This window comes from Acidovorax sp. 1608163, from assembly GCF_003669015.1.
GTDB lineage: Bacteria > Pseudomonadota > Gammaproteobacteria > Burkholderiales > Burkholderiaceae_C > Acidovorax.
The window spans coordinates 1383064-1400527 of the sequence record NZ_CP033069.1; the positions used below are offsets into that span (position 1 = coordinate 1383064).

Genomic DNA, 17464 nt, shown 5'->3' on the forward strand with positions numbered 1-17464 from the left:
AGTTCCGCTTGAACAATCAGTGGTTTTCGAAATTTGCCGTGTGGCTGGTCATTGCCATGGTGTTGTTCACGGTGTTCAAACAGTTTGACACCCGCGGCAGCGGTGGTGCTACGACCGTCGGGTACTCCGAGTTCCTGGATGAGGTTCGCAACAACCGCATCAAGAGCGCTGTGATTCCTGAAGGGTTGAGTGGCGGTGAAATCATCGCCACCACCAACGATGATCGGAAGATCCGTACGAACGCATCGGTGCTGGACCGTGGCTTGGTGGGCGACCTGATCGAGCACAAAGTTAAGTTTGATGTGAAGCCGCGTGAAGAAGGCTCCTTGCTCATGACCTTGCTGGTCAGCTGGGGCCCTATGCTGCTGCTCATTGGTGTGTGGATTTATTTCATGCGCCAGATGCAAGGTGGTGGCAAGGGCGGTGCCTTCAGCTTTGGCAAGAGCAAAGCCCGCATGCTGGACGAAAACACCAATCAGGTGACTTTTGCCGATGTGGCTGGCTGCGATGAGGCCAAAGAAGAAGTCAAGGAAGTGGTGGACTTCCTCAAAGACCCGCAAAAATTCCAGAAGCTGGGTGGGCGCATTCCCCGTGGTCTGCTGCTGGTTGGCCCTCCAGGCACTGGCAAGACATTGTTGGCCAAGTCCATTGCTGGCGAGGCCAAGGTCCCGTTTTTCAGCATCTCTGGTTCTGATTTCGTAGAAATGTTTGTGGGCGTGGGTGCTGCCCGAGTGCGCGACATGTTTGAGAACGCCAAGAAGAATGCGCCTTGCATCATCTTCATTGATGAAATTGACGCGGTGGGCCGCCAGCGCGGTGCGGGCCTGGGCGGTGGTAACGACGAGCGCGAACAGACCCTCAACCAGATGCTGGTGGAGATGGATGGTTTTGAAACCAACCTTGGCGTGATCGTGGTGGCTGCCACCAACCGCCCAGACATTCTGGACGCCGCTTTGCTGCGCCCCGGTCGCTTTGACCGTCAGGTGTATGTGACATTGCCGGATATCCGTGGCCGTGAGCAGATCCTCAATGTGCACATGCGCAAAATTCCAGTGGGACAGGATGTTGCGCCTAGCATCATCGCCCGCGGCACACCTGGCATGAGCGGCGCGGACCTGGCCAACCTGTGTAACGAAGCTGCTTTGATGGCGGCCCGTCGCAATGCGCGCACGGTGGAGATGCAGGACTTCGAGAAGGCCAAGGACAAGATCCTGATGGGCCCCGAGCGCAAGAGCATGGTCATGCCCGAAGAAGAGCGGCGCAATACGGCGTACCACGAAGCAGGCCATGCACTCATTGGTAAGCTGCTGCCTAAATGCGATCCTGTGCACAAGGTCACCATCATCCCCCGTGGCCGCGCTCTGGGTGTGACCATGAGCCTGCCTGCGCAAGACCGCTATAGCTACGACCGCGAGTACATGCTCAACCAGATCAGCATGCTGTTTGGTGGCCGTATTGCTGAAGAGGTGTTCATGAACCAGATGACCACGGGTGCCAGCAACGACTTTGAGCGAGCCACACACATTGCGCGTGACATGGTGACCCGTTATGGCATGACGGAGGCTCTGGGCCCCATGGTGTATGCCGAGAATGAAGGCGAAGTCTTCTTGGGGCGTTCCGTGACCAAGACGACCAGCATGAGCGAGCAAACGATGGAGAAGGTGGACGGCGAGGTCCGCCGTATCATCGATGAGCAATACAACCTGGCCCGCCGCTTGATCGAAGAGCACAGCGACAAAATGCATGCCATGGCGAAGGCTTTGCTGGATTGGGAAACCATCGATAGCGAGCAACTGGACGACATCATGGCTGGCAAGGAACCCCGCCCTCCCAAGGACTGGACTCCCCGCACACCGTCTTCCGGTGGCGATGGCTCCAGTGGTGGTACGCCCGCTGTGGCGGCAGATACTGCACCCACAGCGGCCTGACCTGCAGGCTTTTGAATGAAAGAACGGGGCGCATGCCCCGTTTCTTTTTTGCACTCCTCGCGTTTTTCGCAGGAAAACCACAAGCTCCCTGGATCACATGGATTGGCAGACTTCAAGGTTCTCTCTTGCGCTGGACAGGCCCCTCGTCATGGGCATCGTCAATGCCACGCCTGACTCCTTCTCAGATGGCGGCCAGCACTTTGATACGGCCAGTGCTTTGCGCCATTGCGAGCGCTTGATCCGTGAGGGGGCGGATATCCTGGACATTGGGGGCGAATCTACCCGCCCAGGCAGCCCCGCTGTCGGGCTTGAGGAGGAGCTGGCCCGCGTACTTCCCGTGGTTCGGGATGCGGTGTCTTTGGGTGTTCCTGTTTCTGTGGATACCTACAAGCCCCAAGTCATGCGGGCCGTTCTTGACTTGGGCGTAGACGTCATCAACGACATCTGGGCGCTGCGCCAGCCGGGGGCGCTGGCCGTAGTGGCTACCCACCCCTCTTGCGGTGTATGCCTCATGCACATGCACCGTGATCCGCAAACCATGCAGGTGTCTCCCATGTCAGGAGAGATCGTGCCGCAAGTGAGAAAATTTTTGCAAGAATCAGCAGCCAGTTTGCGAGCGTCCGGAGTACAGCGCGAGCGTATCGTGCTGGACCCGGGCGTGGGTTTTGGCAAAACGGTAGAGCAGAATTTTGCCTTGTTGTCCCACCAGTCCGAGCTGCTGGCCGATGGCTACCCCTTGCTGGTGGGATGGTCTCGCAAATCCTCACTAGGGGCTGTGACAGGTTTGGACGTGGATGCCCGCATGGTCCCCAGCGTGGCTGCCGCCTTGCTGGGGGTGGAGCGGGGGGCTCGCATCGTTCGCGTACACGACGTACGAGAGACGGTGGCGGCCTTGACCGTGTGGCGGGCTGCGGGCCAAGGTCTGCAGCCCGATCTGCGCGATGGGCTGGCAACACCATAAGGCGTTGGATACGCCTTCGTTAACGATTGGAGATTGAGAGACATGACCCGCAAGTATTTCGGCACAGATGGCATTCGAGGCACGGTGGGGCAGTACCCCATCACTCCCGATTTTGTGTTGCGCTTGGCCCATGCCGTGGGACGCGTCTTGCGCCGCACAGAAGACCGCCCCACCGTGTTGATTGGTAAAGACACGCGCATTTCTGGGTACATGCTGGAGAGTGCCTTGGAGTCAGGGTTCAACTCCGCTGGGGTCGATGTAGTGCTGCTCGGGCCGCTGCCCACGCCTGGGGTGGCATACCTGACGCGGGCTCAGCGCGCCAGCTTGGGTGTGGTGATCAGTGCAAGCCACAACGCCTATCCAGACAATGGCATCAAGTTTTTCAGCGCCCAAGGCACGAAATTGCCAGATGCCTGGGAGCAGGCGGTTGAGGCCGCGCTGGACGAGACACCGGTCTGGGCTGATTCTTCTAGCCTGGGTAAAGCGCGTCGATTGGACGATGCGGCAGGGCGCTACATTGAGTTCTGTAAAAGCACGTTCCCTCAGGACCTGACCTTGCGTGGGCTCAAGATCGTGGTGGATGCAGCGCACGGCGCAGCCTACCAAGTGGCTCCCAAGGTATTCCATGAACTGGGCGCAGAAGTGCTGTCCATTGGCTGCGCACCGGATGGCCTGAACATCAACCATGAGGTGGGCGCCACACACCCCGAAGCTCTGGTGCGCTCTGTGCGTGCCAATCGCGCTGACTACGGTGTAGCGCTGGATGGCGATGCGGATCGCTTGCAGATGGTGGATGCGGCAGGGCGCCTCTATAACGGCGATGAGTTGCTGTATTTGATGGCTGCCGACCGCATGGGGCGTGATGAACATGTGCCGGGCGTCGTGGGCACATTGATGACCAACATGGCGGTGGAGGTGGCGCTCAAACAGCGTGGCGTTCGCCTGGAGCGCGCCAAAGTGGGTGACCGCTACGTACTGGAAGAATTGGCCAAGCACCGCTGGACATTGGGTGGCGAAGGCTCTGGCCATTTGTTGGCACTGGACAAGCACACCACGGGAGACGGTCTGGTGAGCGCCCTGCAAGTGCTCCAAGCCTGTGTGCGCAGCGGCTCCAGCTTGCCGCATTTGCTCAAGGATCTGGTGTTGTTTCCGCAGGTGTTGTTGAACGTGCGTCTCACCCCTGGGCAAGACTGGAAGGGCAATGCCCTGCTGTCCGACGCGATTGTGCAAGTGGAGGCCGAGCTGGGCGAAACAGGCCGGGTACTGATCCGCGCCAGCGGGACTGAGCCCCTGCTGCGTGTGATGGTGGAGGCGCGAGACGAGGAACAGGCCAATCGCTGCGCTCAAAAATTGGCTGACGCAGCGCGGGCCGGTTGATGGGTTGGCGGGTGGTTCCTGCGGCCATCCACTTTTGATGTAGATGTCAATCGGCCATGGACTGATGGCCCTGTGTCATGAATTCGCCTTGGCATTGCAACGTCAGTGTCATCGGGTTCTTTCAAACTTCCAAAAAATGGACCGGGTTGAGGTGTTTGCCTGGCTCCAGATTCTTGGGTTGAACGAAGGAGCCTATTCATGCAAGAGCCCACCCATGGCGGTTTATCCCCCGTTGTCGAGTCTGTACATAGCGCGTCCGAGCGCTCGTCTGCGTCTGGCGTAGTCTGGGGCGCTGGCAAGCCAGTCCAGGCGGGCATTCAGGTCCGCTGGGCGCGCCATCTGGACGAAGTCAGGCAGGCACAAAGACTGCGGTTCGAGGTCTTTGGCCTTGAAATGGGTGCACGCCTATCGACTCCAGTGCCGGGTCACGACATTGATCTGTTCGATGACTATTGCGAGCATCTCTTGGTGCTTGATGAGGCGAGCCAGGCCGTCATCGGAACCTACCGGGTCCTGACACCCGCCCAGGCCCAGCGGGTTGGGGGCACCTACAGCGACACGGAGTTTGATCTCACACGTTTGCGTGGGCTGCGGTCAAGGATGGTGGAGTTGGGGCGCAGTTGCGTGCACCCGGCACATCGCACTGGCGGTGTGATCATGGCGTTGTGGGGCGCGTTGGCCGACTTCATGGTTCGCAACCAGCTCGACACCATGATCGGTTGCGCAAGCATCCCCATGCTGCACAACGGTGTGGTCAGTGGCGACGTGGCTGCCAGTATCTGGGAGCAGCTTCGCCAAACCCACCTTGCGCCCATTGAATACCACGTACGTCCCCGCCTTCCTCTGCCTGTAGAGCAGCTCGACAATTCGGTATTGGCCGAGCCACCAGCCTTGATCAAAGGCTATCTGCGCCTGGGGGCCCGTGTATTGGGCGCACCCGCATGGGATCCCGATTTCAACACCGCAGATCTGCCCATGTTGATGCGTTTGGCAGATTTGCATCCCCGCTATCGCAAGCACTTTCTGGGGGCTTGATGCGGGCCGCGTTGGATGCTTCCGGTGCATGGGGTGGTATGAACCTGCCTTTTCTGCCACCCGAAGCGCAAGCCGCGGATTCAGACAGCCCGGAGGCGGATTCTCACCCCAGGTACCGGGCCATTTTTATCTCTGATTTGCATTTGGGAACTCCAGGCTTTCAGGCTGCTGCATTGCTGGATTTTCTGCGTCACCACTCCAGCGACTCGCTGTATCTGGTGGGGGATATTGTGGATGGTTGGCAACTCCGCCGCCGCTGGTTTTGGCCCCAGTTGCACAACGACGTGGTGCAGAAATTATTGAGAAGTGCCCGCAAAGGTTGTCGCATCGTCTTTGTTCCGGGCAACCACGACGAGTTTGCAAGAGCGTTTGAGGGGCACTCCTTTGGGGGGATCCACGTGCAGACCGAAGCTGTACACACCACAGCCGATGGGCGAAGGCTTTGGGTGGTCCATGGGGACTACTTCGATGGCGTCATCCAATGCGCCAAATGGTTGGCCTACCTGGGGGACAACCTGTATGAATTGACCCTCAAACTCAATAGGCACCTCAATCGCTTGCGCGCACGCATGGGCTTGCCCTATTGGTCGCTTTCTGCCTACCTCAAAGGCAAAGTCAAAAAGGCATTGAACTACGTGACTGATTTTGAGAACGCCGTGGCGGCTGAAGCCCGTCGCAGGGGGCACCAGGGCGTGGTGTGTGGCCATATCCATCGGGCAGAGATGCGTGAGATTGACGGTATCTTGTATTGCAATGATGGTGATTGGGTGGAGAGTTGCACGGCTTTGGTTGAGCACCGCGACGGGCGCTTGGAACTCGTGCATTGGCATGGAAATGCATTGCCCCGCGTGTCGGAGCCCGTGGGACAGCAGGTGGCCGCATGAAAATTGCCCTCGTCACCGATGCATGGCAGCCCCAGGTCAATGGCGTTGTGACAACGCTGGTGGAACTGGTGCAGCAACTGGAGTCGCGTGGACACCAGGTGATGGTCATCCATCCAGGGTTGTTTCGCACCCGCCCCTGCCCTGGCTATGCAGGCATTGATTTGGCGGTACGGCCATTCAAAGTGTTGACTGGCTTGTTGAACGATTACCAGCCCGACGCGATTCACCTGGCCACGGAAGGCCCTCTGGGCTGGGCTGCTCGCAAATATTGTTTGCGGCACCGCTTGGCGTTCACCACCGCCTTCCACACGCGGTTTCCAGAGATTCTGCACGCGGCGCTGCGTATTCCACTGGCTTGGGGGTATGCCCTTTTTCGCCATTTTCACCGACCCTCTTCAGGGGTGATGGTGCCGACGCGAGACGTGATGAATATGCTGGCCCAACGTGGCTTTCGCAACTTGCGCCAGTGGACCCATGGGGTAGACACTCAGGCATTTCAATTTGAAGCCGTCACAAAGCCTTGTCATGTGACAGGGGCATTGTCGCACCCCGTCAGTCTGTATGTCGGCCGTGTTTCCTACGAGAAAAATATTGAGGCCTTCCTGCAAATGCAGATGCCTGGGACCAAGGTGGTCTGTGGGGTTGGGCCGCTGGAAGCGGGGCTGAAGGCGCGGTTTCCCCATGTTCGCTGGTTGGGCATTTTGGACAGGCCCACGCTGGCGCAGGTCTATGCAGCGGCCGATGTATTTGTTTTCCCCAGCCGCTCTGAAACTTTTGGCTTGGTGATGCTGGAAGCCATGGCTTGTGGCACTCCGGTTGCGGCATTTCCTGTCGATGGGCCTGTGGAGGTGCTGGGTGCGCATGACGGTGCTACAGCCCAGGGCGGTGTGCTGGACGAAGACCTGTTGTCAGCCTGTCAGCAGGCTTTGCGTATCCCTCGGCATGAGGCGCGTCAGCGTGCCCTGGCATTCACCTGGGGCTCGGCTGCAGATCAGTTTCTCGGCCATCTTGTGCCGGTCAATCGTTTTGTGACACCGCATAAGGTGATGCAAAAAACTGTCACATCATTGTCATCTGAATAGCAAATACTGCGCGTCTGATTGTGACTTTGATTGCGCCTCTCATGCTGCCCTTGCCTTTGGACAAACCGCTGACCGATGCTGTTGTTGAGGGTGCTGAAGAGTCGGGCAGTCCTGACGATTCTGGAGCTTTCCGACGCAAAAGCCCCATGTCTCCTGTTGTGATGCTGGACCGTGATCAGAGCATTCTGGCATTCAACGAGCGGGTGTTTGATTGGGCCGCACGCACGGATGTGCCCTTGCTGGAGCGGCTGCGTTACCTGTGCATCGTGTCATCCAATCTGGATGAGTTTTTTGAGGTGCGGGCCGCGCCACACATCACTGCCGCCAAGAATGGGGACGCCAAGGGCCTCTACAGTGCTGCGTCGCTGGAGTCCTTGTCCGCAATCGTCCATAACCTGGTGGTGCGCCAGTATGCGTTGTACAACGAGTCCTTGGTCCCCGCGTTTGAGTCGCATGGAATTCGCATCGTCTCTCACGGGGAGCGCAATGCCGCGCAGCGGCGCTGGGTACAAGACTACTTTGTGAAAGAAGTGCGGCCTTTGCTTATACCGGTGGGACTGGATCCGGCCCATCCGTTTCCGCAAGTGGCCAACAAGTCTTTGAATTTCATTGTGCGCTTGCGCGGACCGGATGCCTTTGGTCGTGAGAACGAAGTCGCCATTGTGAAAGTGCCTCGGGCCTTGCCACGTCTGGTGCGCATGCCCAGCAAGGTGGCCCCGCAAGGCACGTGGTTTGTGAGTCTTTCGAGCATCATCCGCGCCCATCTGCACGACCTGTTTCCAGGCCGCGAAGTCACCGAGTTCTCGCAGTTCCGGGTCACCCGGCATTCGGACATGGCGCTGGACGAGGAGGATGTGCGCAATCTGCGGACGGCTTTGCGCCAAGGGCTTCAGCAGCGTCACTATGGCCAAGCGGTTCGCTTGGAGGTATCTGCCGGTTGTTCTTCGTTTTTGTCTGAGTTTTTGAGGGCGCAGTTTGCGCTACCGCCCGCGGCGGTGTACCGGGTTCCGGGGCCCGTCAATCTGGTGCGGTTGACGCAATTGGTGGATCTCGTCAATGACCCCGCTTTGTTGTTTCCGCCCTGGCGCTCGTCCTGGCCACGGCAGTTGCAGCAGGGGGTCTCTATCCTTGAGCAGGTGCGCCAACGGGACGTGGTGATCCACCAGCCATTTGAGAGTTTCGATGGTGTGCTGGCTTTTTTGCGCGAGGCCGTCAACGACCCTCAAGTGCTGGTGATCAAGCAAACGATCTACCGCACCGGGGCTGATTCAGAGTTGATGGAGTTGCTGACGGAAGCGGTGCGCCGTGGCAAAGAGGTCATGGCGGTTGTGGAGCTGAAAGCCCGCTTTGATGAAGAGGCCAACATCAACTGGGCAGAAGCTCTGGAGTCTGTGGGAGCACAGGTGGTGTATGGGGTGGTCGGCCTCAAGACCCACGCAAAGATGCTGCTGGTGACCCGCCGGGAAGGTGGGCGTTTGCGCCGCTACGGGCACCTTTCCACGGGCAACTACAACGTGCGCACAGCACGCTTGTACACAGACCTCAGCTACCTGACGGCGAATGAGGAAACCACTGCAGACATGGATGGCGTTTTCAGCCACCTTGCCAGCCAGAATCGCCCACCTAAGCTGCGCCAGCTGATCTTGGCCCCGTTTCATTTACAGCGCCGCATGCAGGAAAAGATTGAACAGGTGGGGCAAGCTGCCAGCCGAGGAGAAGATGCACGCATCGTGCTCAAGATGAACGCCTTGACCGACGAGGCTTTGATCCGGGCGCTGATCTTGGCCGGGCAGTGCGGGGCGCGCATTGATCTCATTGTGCGCGGCGCGTGCATGTTGGCAGCTCAGGTGCCAGGCGTCACCGACAACATCCGGGTGCGCTCGGTGATTGGCCGGTTCTTGGAGCACACGCGGGTGTTTTACTTTCGCAGCAATGGCCAAGAAGACTTGTATCTGTCGAGTGCCGACTGGATGAATCGCAACATGATGCGGCGCATTGAGCTGGCTTGGCCGGTGATGGACCCGAAACTGCGCCAGCAAATTGTGGATGAGTGCCTGGTGGCCTATTTGCATGACGACCGCGATGCATGGACTTTGGACGCCAATGGGGCGTACCAGCGTGCAAGTCGCCCATCGACAGGACATGGCGCGCAGAACGCCTTGATGGTGCGCTATGGTGCGGCGGGGCTTCGGTCTGCGTGACGGGGGATGAAATGGATTTGATTCTCTGGCGACATGCCGAGGCCGAAGAGGCGGCAGAAGGTGTGGATGACTTGGCGCGCTCTTTGACACCGCGCGGTGAAAAGCAGGCGGCCAGAATGGCCGCCTGGCTGGACCGCCAATTGCCTGAAGGGTTGCGTGTGATTGCCAGCCCGGCGCGCCGAACAGAGCAGACCGCAGCAGCGTTGGGCCGCAAATTCAAAATGCGTGCTGAACTGTCACCAGGCGGCACCGTGCAGGATTTGCTCGACTTGGTGCAATGGCCCAACGCCCGGGGCACCATCTTGATTGTGGGGCACCAGCCCATACTGGGGCAGGTGATTGCCCAATTGCTCGGGCTGCAGTCGCCTGAGTGTGCTGTACGCAAAGGGGCTGTGTGGTGGCTGCGCCAGCGGCAACGCCTGGAACAGAGCCAAACGGTCCTGATGACCGTTCAGTCCCCCGAATACCTGTGATGCTGGGCTCAGCCGGTGGGCTTACTTGGTGCGAGCCTTGGCGGCTGGCTTTGCCTTGGGGGCAGTCACTGGTTTAGGTTGTGGTGTCTGTGCTTCTTTGGTTGGGCGCCCGGTTTTGATGGACGGCACGGCCTGCAAGGCGGTGCGCAGCGCGGCATCAGAAAGGCTGGCGAGCAGCTTCAGTCCAGCACGCAGCAGCTCGCTCTTTTTGACAGGGTGCGAGAGGCCCAGTGCCCGTTGCTTCAGGTTTTCAATCACCAAGTATTCGTCCTTGGGGATGGTGAAACTGTCGCGCACCAGCTTGGGCTTTTTGGCCTTGGCTTCCTTGATGGGGCTCGCCTTGCTCGGGGCTGCTTTGGCTTTCGGGGCCGCAGCTACCTTGGCTTTTTCGGTTTTTGCCTTGGTTGGCGATGCTGGTGCTTTTTTTGCGGGAGTGGCGACTGCTTTGGTGGCTTTTGCCGGTTCTTTTTCAGCAGCAGTGGCGACAGGCGTTGTTTCTTGGGCGTTGTTCATGTAGCTCTCCTTAAACGGTATAAACAGTTTATACCGTTTAAGGAGGTGTATCAATCACCCACGATGTGCAAATCCCAAGGTGTTTTTTGCCAAGCGGTGACTTCTTCCTGCAGCAAGTGGGCCGATTGGGGATAGGCCTTTGACCAAGGCGGTGGGGCTGAGAGTGTGAATACGCCAGGCTGCGCGTGCAACCGTATGCCTGAGATATCGGGGGCGCGCCGTGCGTGGCACAGCGCTACGGCCAATCGCAGGCACAGCAGCTGCAGCGCAAAGATGGGGTCGGACAAATCCGCCTCCAGCTTGCGCACTTTTCCACGTTGCCCCAAGACGAGCACGCTCAGTCGATGCAACTCGGGCAGCGCAAAGCCTGCAGCGTCTGTGTTGTCGAGGATGTAGGCGCCGTGCCGGTGGTAGTCGCTGTGCGAAATGCGGCAGCCCACCTCGTGCAACTTGGCGGCCCATTCCAGTTTGCGTGCGGCCCGTTCACTGTCGGGCTGCGCCGCTTGCAAGAAGAGCTTGCAGGCTGTTTCGGCAACACGATCGGCGTGTGGTGTGTCCACGGCAAAGCGCTGCATCAGGGCGTTCACGGTGTCGGTGCGCAGGTCGGTCTCGGGCTGCTCGCGGTCCAACAGATCGTAGAGGGCACCTTGTCGCAAGGCGCCCTGGGCCACCTGCATCTCGTCAATATCCAGAAGATCGAACACCGCCCGCAGGATGCTGATCCCGCCGCCAATCACGGCGCGCCGGTCTTCCTTGAGTCCTTCCATTCGAACGCGGTCTGCGCTTTGGGCTCGCAGCAATTTGTCGCGCAATGCCTCCAGGCCCGAGCGAGTGATGATGCCCCTGGGGCCGCCCATGGCTGCCAGCACATCGCCCACGGCACCGGCGGTACCCGATGATCCATACGCCACATCCCACGCGTCTCGGCGAAACACGGCCAGAGCCTCGTCCAGCACGGCTTTGGCGGCGATTTCGGCAGCCAGAAAGGCCTGGGGGGTGAAGGCGCCATCCGCAAAATAGCGGGACGACCATGCCACGCTGCCCACCCTGAACGAAGCCACGGACTTGGGGGAGAACTGCTGGCCCAAAATCAGTTCGGTAGAACGCCCCCCAATGTCCACCACCAGCCGGCGTTCATCGGATTGCGGCAGCAGCCGGGCCACCCCTTGGTAGATCAGTCGGGCTTCTTCAATGCCAGACACCACGTCAATCGGGTATCCCAGCACCTCGCTGCCGCGGGTCAGAAAATCGTCCCGGTTGCGGGCTTCGCGCAGAGTCTGGGTGGCGACGGCTCGAACATGTTCGCGAGGAAATCCTGCCAGTCGTTCACCAAACCGTGCCAGGCAAGCCCAGCCGCGCTCCAGTGCGTCTTGTGTAAGGTTGCGGTTGTCGTCCAGCCCGTTGCCTTGGCGCACGGTCTCCTTGAGGTATTCGACTTTGTGGATGTGGCCGTGCTCGAAGCGGCCAATTTCAAGGCGAAAGCTGTTGGATCCAAGATCCACAGCGGCGAGCAATGTTCCGTTTTGCATGGGGTGGCGCAGTGTGCGCAGTCTCTCTGGCTCTGATCTTGGGCAGCATAGCATCTGCCTTGCGCGAATGGCGGCCGGGGCTCAGCCCACAATGCGGCCGTCGGATGACAGCATGCTTTGGGTCACAAAGGGCGCCGAGCGTTTCTTGTCTTGATAGGAAACAGCCCAGCCACCCACGGTGACGGGCTTGCGTTGCTGGAAGGCCGCCAGCGCATTGGCCCGGGTGATGGGGCCGTTGATTTGTTGCAAGACCTCGGCGGTGTACTTGGCTGCAATAAAGCCGGCCAACCCCTGGGGCGAAGGGGGCTCGTCGTACAAACGTGCCAGGGCTTCTCGGTATGCGCGGACGATGGGCAGGCCCGCAGTGACCAGGGGAACGGTCTGTGTGGCGACGATGGACACTTTTTTGGGCAGATTGCCCATCTGGGCCAACACCTGCAAATTCACGTCGGCCAATGCAATCACGTAGCACTGGCGCCCCGCTGGCAGTTTGAGTTTTTCCACAAACGCGTGCAGTTCGGGGGTGCCTCCCACAAAAAGAACGATGGGCTGCGTCAGCTGCGCGCCCGCGCTGATGGTTTGCACCTTGACGTTCTGCTCGCGAGCAGCCTGTGCCACTGCGGTTTGCCAAAGGGCCGGGTCATGGCCCGCCGCATAGGCGACGGCCAGCTCAGGGACCCCCATGGATGCCAAGGACTTCAACGCATGGGTGACTTGCGCGCGCAAGTCGGCAAAGACATCAAAGACGGTATCGACTGCACCTTGGGTTGCCGTGTGGTGCAGCCATGGGGCCACCAAAGGCAGCGGGTTGTTGATGTCCGCACCGGTTTGCAGCTTGGCAAGCCCTTGGGCCGCGTTGTGCCCTACGCAGCCTGCCAGCGCTGCGCATTGGCTTTGGCGGTGGGCAGTTTGCCAGGCCGCCTGGAGTTGTCCTGGGGTGCCATCGGTTTCCAGAACCATGTGCTGCACCGGTTTGCCCTGGATGCCACCGCGTGCATTCGTGTCTTGCCACGCGACCCGCGATCCGGTCAGAAAATCTCGGCTCACATCCTGTTGGGTGGGCGACATGTCCACCACTTGCGCAATCGAAACGGTGCGTGAGCTGTCCCCCTGTGCCCAGGTGGGCTGCCCGGCCGCAACCCATACCCCTATGCCTGTTGCGCAGCGCAGCCAATCACGTCGCCCCAGCGCGAAGGCGCCAGTGCTCCTGCGCCGGGGAGGCGAGGCTGGGTGGGGCGTGATGTGGGCGAGCATGGGGGCGAGTGGGGGTGTCGGCGGAGCTCTGGTGCGGTCATGGCTGGTGCTTGTCTCGGGCGGGCAGACCTGCGATGGGTCCTAAATTAGGGCAGCGTCCATGCCATCGATGTCTCTTGCGAGGTCGTCGCAGCGCGTAGGCCGGTGGCGGGAGACTAAGGGGGCTTTGTGTCAGTCTTGTGACGGAGTGCCGCAAGAACTCCACAAGTCGGTCCGCGTGATGTTGTCGCCTGAGGGGGATAGTCCTGCGCAGTTTTGATGCGGATCGGTAGGGCATCTATGCGCCCACGACTTCCTGAAAATCGCTCCTTCCGCTGTTGTGACAATCCATTTTTTGTGTCACAACACTGTCATAGAGTGATCCTAGAGTACCGACATCCCAACTTATTCACTCTAGAGGTCTTTCCATGAAACTGTCTGCGATTCGAGTTCTGGTTGCCGGTGTGGTTGCTGCGGGTGCTTTTTCCAGCGCCATGGCGCAGCAAGAGGCAACTGGCGCGGGTGCCAGCTTTCCTGCACCCCTGTACTCCAAGTGGGCTGCTGATTACAACAAGGCCACTGGCGTGAAGATCAACTACCAATCCGTTGGCTCCGGAGCTGGCCTGCGCCAGATCGAAGCCAAGACGGTGGACTTTGGTGCCTCTGACGCCCCGCTCAAGGACGAAGATCTGAGCAAAAAGGGCTTGGTTCAGTTTCCTACCGTGATCGGTGGCGTGGTGCCTGTGGTCAATATCAAGGGCATTGCGGCCGGCCAGATCAAGCTCAGCGGCCAAGTGTTGGGTGACATCTACCTGGGCAAAATCACCAACTGGAACGATGCCGCCATCAAGGCGCTCAACCCCGGTGTGGCTCTGCCTGATGCCGCCATCGCCCCTGTGCGCCGTGCCGACGGTTCGGGCACCAGCTTCATCTTCACCAATTACCTGAGCAAGGTGAATGCTGAGTGGAAGAGCAAGGTGGGTGAGGGCACTGCAGTGAACTGGCCTACCGGTGCAGGTGGCAAAGGCAACGAAGGCGTGGCTGCTTTTGTGGGCCGTCTGCCTAACTCCATCGGTTACGTGGAGTACGCCTACGTCAAGCAAAACAAGATGACCTACGTGCAGATGCAAAATGCCGACGGTCAGTTTGTCGCCCCTGACGACTCGGCCTTCAAGGCTGCCGCTGCAGGTGCCGATTGGGCCAAGAGCTTCTACCAAATCTTGACCAATCAGCCTGGCAAGGAATCCTGGCCCATCACTGGCGCCACCTTCATCCTGATGCAGAAGTCGCAAGACAAGCCTGTGCAGGCTGCTACGTCTCTGAAGTTCTTTGAATGGGCTTACAAGTCTGGGGACAAGACGGCTGAAGACCTGGACTATGTGCCTATGCCTGACGCTGTGAAGGGTGTCATTCTGAAGTCTTGGGCGGGTATCCAAGACACGGCTGGTAAGGCGATTGCATACAAGTAAGTAGTCTGGTGGGGCTGGCTGGCTTGATGGCCTGGCCAGTCCCCAGATTGCATTTATAGAAGGCTCTTAACGTGTCCACTATCTTGCCGGTCCCGCAAACCCCGTCTGCCAAGGCGGGGCGTGGCGCTCAACGGACCACGCCACCTCGTCCGCAGCCCTTGATCTCTGGCATGTTGGCTGACCGCATTTTTGGTTGGCTCGCTCGCAGCGCAGCCGTGCTGACCCTGCTGCTCCTGGTGGGCATCCTTGTTTCTTTGGTGATCGGAGCCTGGCCTTCGATCGCGAAATATGGCCTCAGTTTCCTGACCCGTAGCGTCTGGGACCCCGTACAGAACGAGTACGGTGGCTTGGTCATGATTTACGGCACTTTGGCCACCTCGGTCATTGCCTTGCTGATCGCAGTGCCCGTGAGTTTTGGCATTGCGCTGTTTTTGACCGAACTTTCTCCCGCCTGGCTCAAGCGTCCTTTGGGGACTGCGATCGAGCTGCTGGCGGCCGTGCCGTCGATTGTGTATGGCATGTGGGGGCTGATGGTGTTTGGCCCCATTCTTGCACGCTTTGTGCAGCAGCCTTTGCAAGCGATGTTCAGCGGCGTGCCTTACCTGGGCGCTTTTGTGTCGGGCCCTCCCGTGGGCATCGGCATTTTGTCGGCGGGCATCATCCTGGCCATCATGATCATCCCCTTCATTGCGTCGGTGATGCGTGATGTGTTTGAGGTGACCCCCGCCTTGCTCAAAGAGTCTGCCTATGGCTTGGGTGCAACCACTTGGGAGGTTGTCTTCAAAGTGGTGCTGCCGTTCACCAAGACCGGTGTGCTTGGTGGCGTCATGCTGGGCCTGGGCCGTGCGTTGGGCGAAACCATGGCCGTGACATTCGTCATCGGCAATATGAACCAGCTCGACTCCCTGTCGGTGTTTGAAGCAGCCAATAGCATCACCTCTGCTTTGGCCAACGAGTTCGCCGAAGCGGGCGAAGGCCTGCACCAGGCATCGCTGATTTACCTGGGCTTGGTGTTGTTCTTCATCACCTTCGTGGTGCTGTCTTTGTCCAAGCTGTTGCTGTCGCGTCTTAAAAAGAGTGAAGGGGCGCGTTCATGAGTACCTCTCAACGCCTGATTTCTGCCGCCGATTTGGCGCAAATGCGGCAAACCCGCTACAACGGCCGCAAGCGCGTCAACCAGATTGCGCTCACGCTGTCTTTGGCGGCCATGCTGTTCGGTGTGTTCTGGCTGGTCTGGATTCTGTGGGAAACCATCCGCCTGGGCCTGGGTGGCCTGAGCGTGGCGCTGTTCACGCAGATGACCCCTCCACCCAACGAGGTGGGAGGTATCTCCAACGCCATCTTTGGCTCGCTGGTCATGGTAACGATGGCCACGTTTGTGGGCACGCCCATCGGCATCATGGCCGGGATCTACCTGGCCGAGTACGAGTCGCGCAGCTGGCTGGCGGCCACGACCCGGTTCGTGAACGACATTTTGCTGTCCGCCCCGAGCATCGTGATCGGCCTGTTTGTGTACGCAGTGGTGGTGGCCCGGTTCAAGAGCTTCTCAGGCTACGCCGGGGTGCTGGCCTTGGCGCTGATCGTGATTCCGGTGGTCATCCGCACTACCGAAAACATGCTGCTGTTGGTGCCTGCCAGCCTGCGTGAGGCGGCGTATGCCCTGGGCACGCCCAAGTGGCGCGTCATCACCATGGTCACCTTGCGCGCGGCCCGTGCCGGTGTGATCACTGGGGTGCTGCTGGCTGTGGCGCGCATTGCGGGTGAGACGGCACCTCTGCTGTTCACCGCGCTCAACAACCAGTTCTGGAACGCCGATCTGTCCAAACCCATGGCCAGCCTGCCGGTCACGATTTTCAAATTTGCGATGAGCCCCTATGAGAATTGGCAGGAGCTGGCGTGGGCCGGCGTGTTCCTGATCACGGTAGCCGTTCTCGGTCTCAACATCCTGGCGCGTGTTTTGACACGCCAGAAATAAACAAGGAAGACATTCATGCCCTCCACCCTGCAAGCATCCGCATCCGCCAACTCCAAGATCACGGTGCGCGATCTGAACTTTTACTACGGCAAATTCCACGCCCTCAAGGGCATCAACCTGGACATCCCCGAGAACAAGGTCACGGCCTTCATCGGTCCATCGGGCTGTGGCAAATCCACCTTGTTGCGCACCTTCAACCGCATGTTCGAGCTGTACCCTGAGCAGCGCGCTGAAGGCCAGATCGTGCTGGATGGTGAAAACCTGCTGACCAGCAAGCAAGACGTGGCCTTGGTGCGCGCCAAGGTGGGCATGGTGTTCCAGAAACCCACGCCGTTCCCCATGTCCATCTACGACAACATTGCGTTTGGTGTGAAGCTGTTTGAAAGCCTCAATGCCACCGACATGGACGACCGTGTGGAATGGGCGCTGCGCAAGGCGGCACTGTGGAACGAAGTCAAGGACAAGCTCAACCAAAGCGGCTCCAGCCTCTCGGGCGGCCAACAGCAGCGCCTGTGTATTGCACGCGGCATTGCCATCAAGCCCGAAGTGCTGTTGCTGGACGAGCCTTGCTCGGCGCTGGACCCTATCTCCACCGCCAAGGTCGAGGAACTGATTGCCGAGCTGAAGAACGACTACACCGTGGTCATCGTGACCCACAACATGCAGCAGGCCGCGCGCTGCAGCGACTACACCGCCTACATGTACCTGGGCGATCTGGTGGAGTTTGGCGAGACAGAGCAGATGTTCTTCAAGCCCCAGCGCAAGGAAACCGAAGACTACATTACCGGCCGTTTCGGCTGAGGA

General features: G+C 59.5%; 15 protein-coding genes. 12 read left to right on the top strand and 3 right to left on the bottom strand.

The features are described 5' to 3' along the window. The first annotated feature begins 8 nt into the window (after positions 1-8). The 8 genes from ftsH to sixA all read left to right on the top strand — a co-directional run bounded on the left by ftsH (position 9) and on the right by sixA (position 9941). Positions 9-1928: an ATP-dependent zinc metalloprotease FtsH gene (ftsH, locus tag EAG14_RS06195; RefSeq protein WP_099656188.1), complete on the top strand. Its 1920-nt coding sequence runs from the start codon at positions 9-11 to the stop codon at positions 1926-1928. Positions 1929-2025: 97 nt separating this feature from the next. After that, the gene (folP, locus tag EAG14_RS06200) at positions 2026-2889 is read left to right on the top strand and encodes a dihydropteroate synthase (RefSeq protein ID WP_121728371.1); all 864 of its coding nucleotides are present in this window, start codon (positions 2026-2028) and stop codon (positions 2887-2889) included. Between the two features lie 42 nt (positions 2890-2931). Then, entirely contained in the window at positions 2932-4266 is a 1335-nt protein-coding gene (gene glmM, locus EAG14_RS06205) for a phosphoglucosamine mutase (RefSeq protein WP_121728372.1), read from the top strand. Between the two features lie 198 nt (positions 4267-4464). After that, complete coding sequence (locus EAG14_RS06210; protein WP_121728373.1) at positions 4465-5301, top strand: GNAT family N-acetyltransferase; 837 nt, start codon at positions 4465-4467, stop codon at positions 5299-5301. Continuing rightward, a complete protein-coding gene (locus tag EAG14_RS06215; protein WP_099656184.1) occupies positions 5301-6185 on the top strand; it encodes a UDP-2,3-diacylglucosamine diphosphatase in 885 nt (294 codons plus the stop codon). The genes EAG14_RS06210 and EAG14_RS06215 overlap by 1 nt, the downstream gene beginning before the upstream one ends. Then, complete coding sequence (locus EAG14_RS06220; protein ID WP_121728374.1) at positions 6182-7267, top strand: glycosyltransferase family 1 protein; 1086 nt, start codon at positions 6182-6184, stop codon at positions 7265-7267. The genes EAG14_RS06215 and EAG14_RS06220 overlap by 4 nt, the downstream gene beginning before the upstream one ends. A gap of 146 nt (positions 7268-7413) precedes the next feature. Next, a complete protein-coding gene (gene ppk1, locus EAG14_RS06225) occupies positions 7414-9468 on the top strand; it encodes a polyphosphate kinase 1 (RefSeq protein WP_233194965.1) in 2055 nt (684 codons plus the stop codon). 11 nt (positions 9469-9479) lie between these two features. After that, positions 9480-9941, top strand: coding sequence for a phosphohistidine phosphatase SixA (gene sixA / locus EAG14_RS06230; protein WP_121728375.1), 462 nt, complete (start codon positions 9480-9482; stop codon positions 9939-9941). Positions 9942-9962: 21 nt separating this feature from the next. Here the strand turns inward: sixA and EAG14_RS22680 are convergent, their stop codons facing one another. The 3 genes from EAG14_RS22680 to EAG14_RS06245 form a co-directional block, all read right to left on the bottom strand. Next, entirely contained in the window at positions 9963-10454 is a 492-nt protein-coding gene (locus EAG14_RS22680; RefSeq protein ID WP_162995924.1) for a hypothetical protein, read from the bottom strand. Between the two features lie 50 nt (positions 10455-10504). Continuing rightward, positions 10505-11983, bottom strand: a complete 1479-nt coding sequence (locus tag EAG14_RS06240) for a Ppx/GppA phosphatase family protein (RefSeq protein ID WP_121728376.1) — start codon at positions 11981-11983, stop codon at positions 10505-10507. Positions 11984-12064: 81 nt separating this feature from the next. Continuing rightward, complete coding sequence (locus EAG14_RS06245; RefSeq protein ID WP_121728377.1) at positions 12065-13237, bottom strand: ABC transporter substrate-binding protein; 1173 nt, start codon at positions 13235-13237, stop codon at positions 12065-12067. A gap of 407 nt (positions 13238-13644) precedes the next feature. On the opposite strand from EAG14_RS06245, the gene pstS reads away from it, so the two are divergent. The 4 genes from pstS to pstB all read left to right on the top strand — a co-directional run bounded on the left by pstS (position 13645) and on the right by pstB (position 17461). Further along, positions 13645-14685: a phosphate ABC transporter substrate-binding protein PstS gene (pstS, locus tag EAG14_RS06250; RefSeq protein ID WP_099741678.1), complete on the top strand. Its 1041-nt coding sequence runs from the start codon at positions 13645-13647 to the stop codon at positions 14683-14685. Positions 14686-14855: 170 nt separating this feature from the next. Next, a complete protein-coding gene (pstC, locus tag EAG14_RS06255; RefSeq protein ID WP_233194960.1) occupies positions 14856-15782 on the top strand; it encodes a phosphate ABC transporter permease subunit PstC in 927 nt (308 codons plus the stop codon). Further along, a complete protein-coding gene (gene pstA / locus EAG14_RS06260; protein ID WP_099656178.1) occupies positions 15779-16660 on the top strand; it encodes a phosphate ABC transporter permease PstA in 882 nt (293 codons plus the stop codon). Before pstC ends, pstA begins: the two co-directional genes overlap by 4 nt. 15 nt (positions 16661-16675) lie before the next feature. Beyond that, entirely contained in the window at positions 16676-17461 is a 786-nt protein-coding gene (pstB, locus tag EAG14_RS06265; RefSeq protein WP_099656177.1) for a phosphate ABC transporter ATP-binding protein PstB, read from the top strand. Positions 17462-17464: the final 3 nt, after the last annotated feature.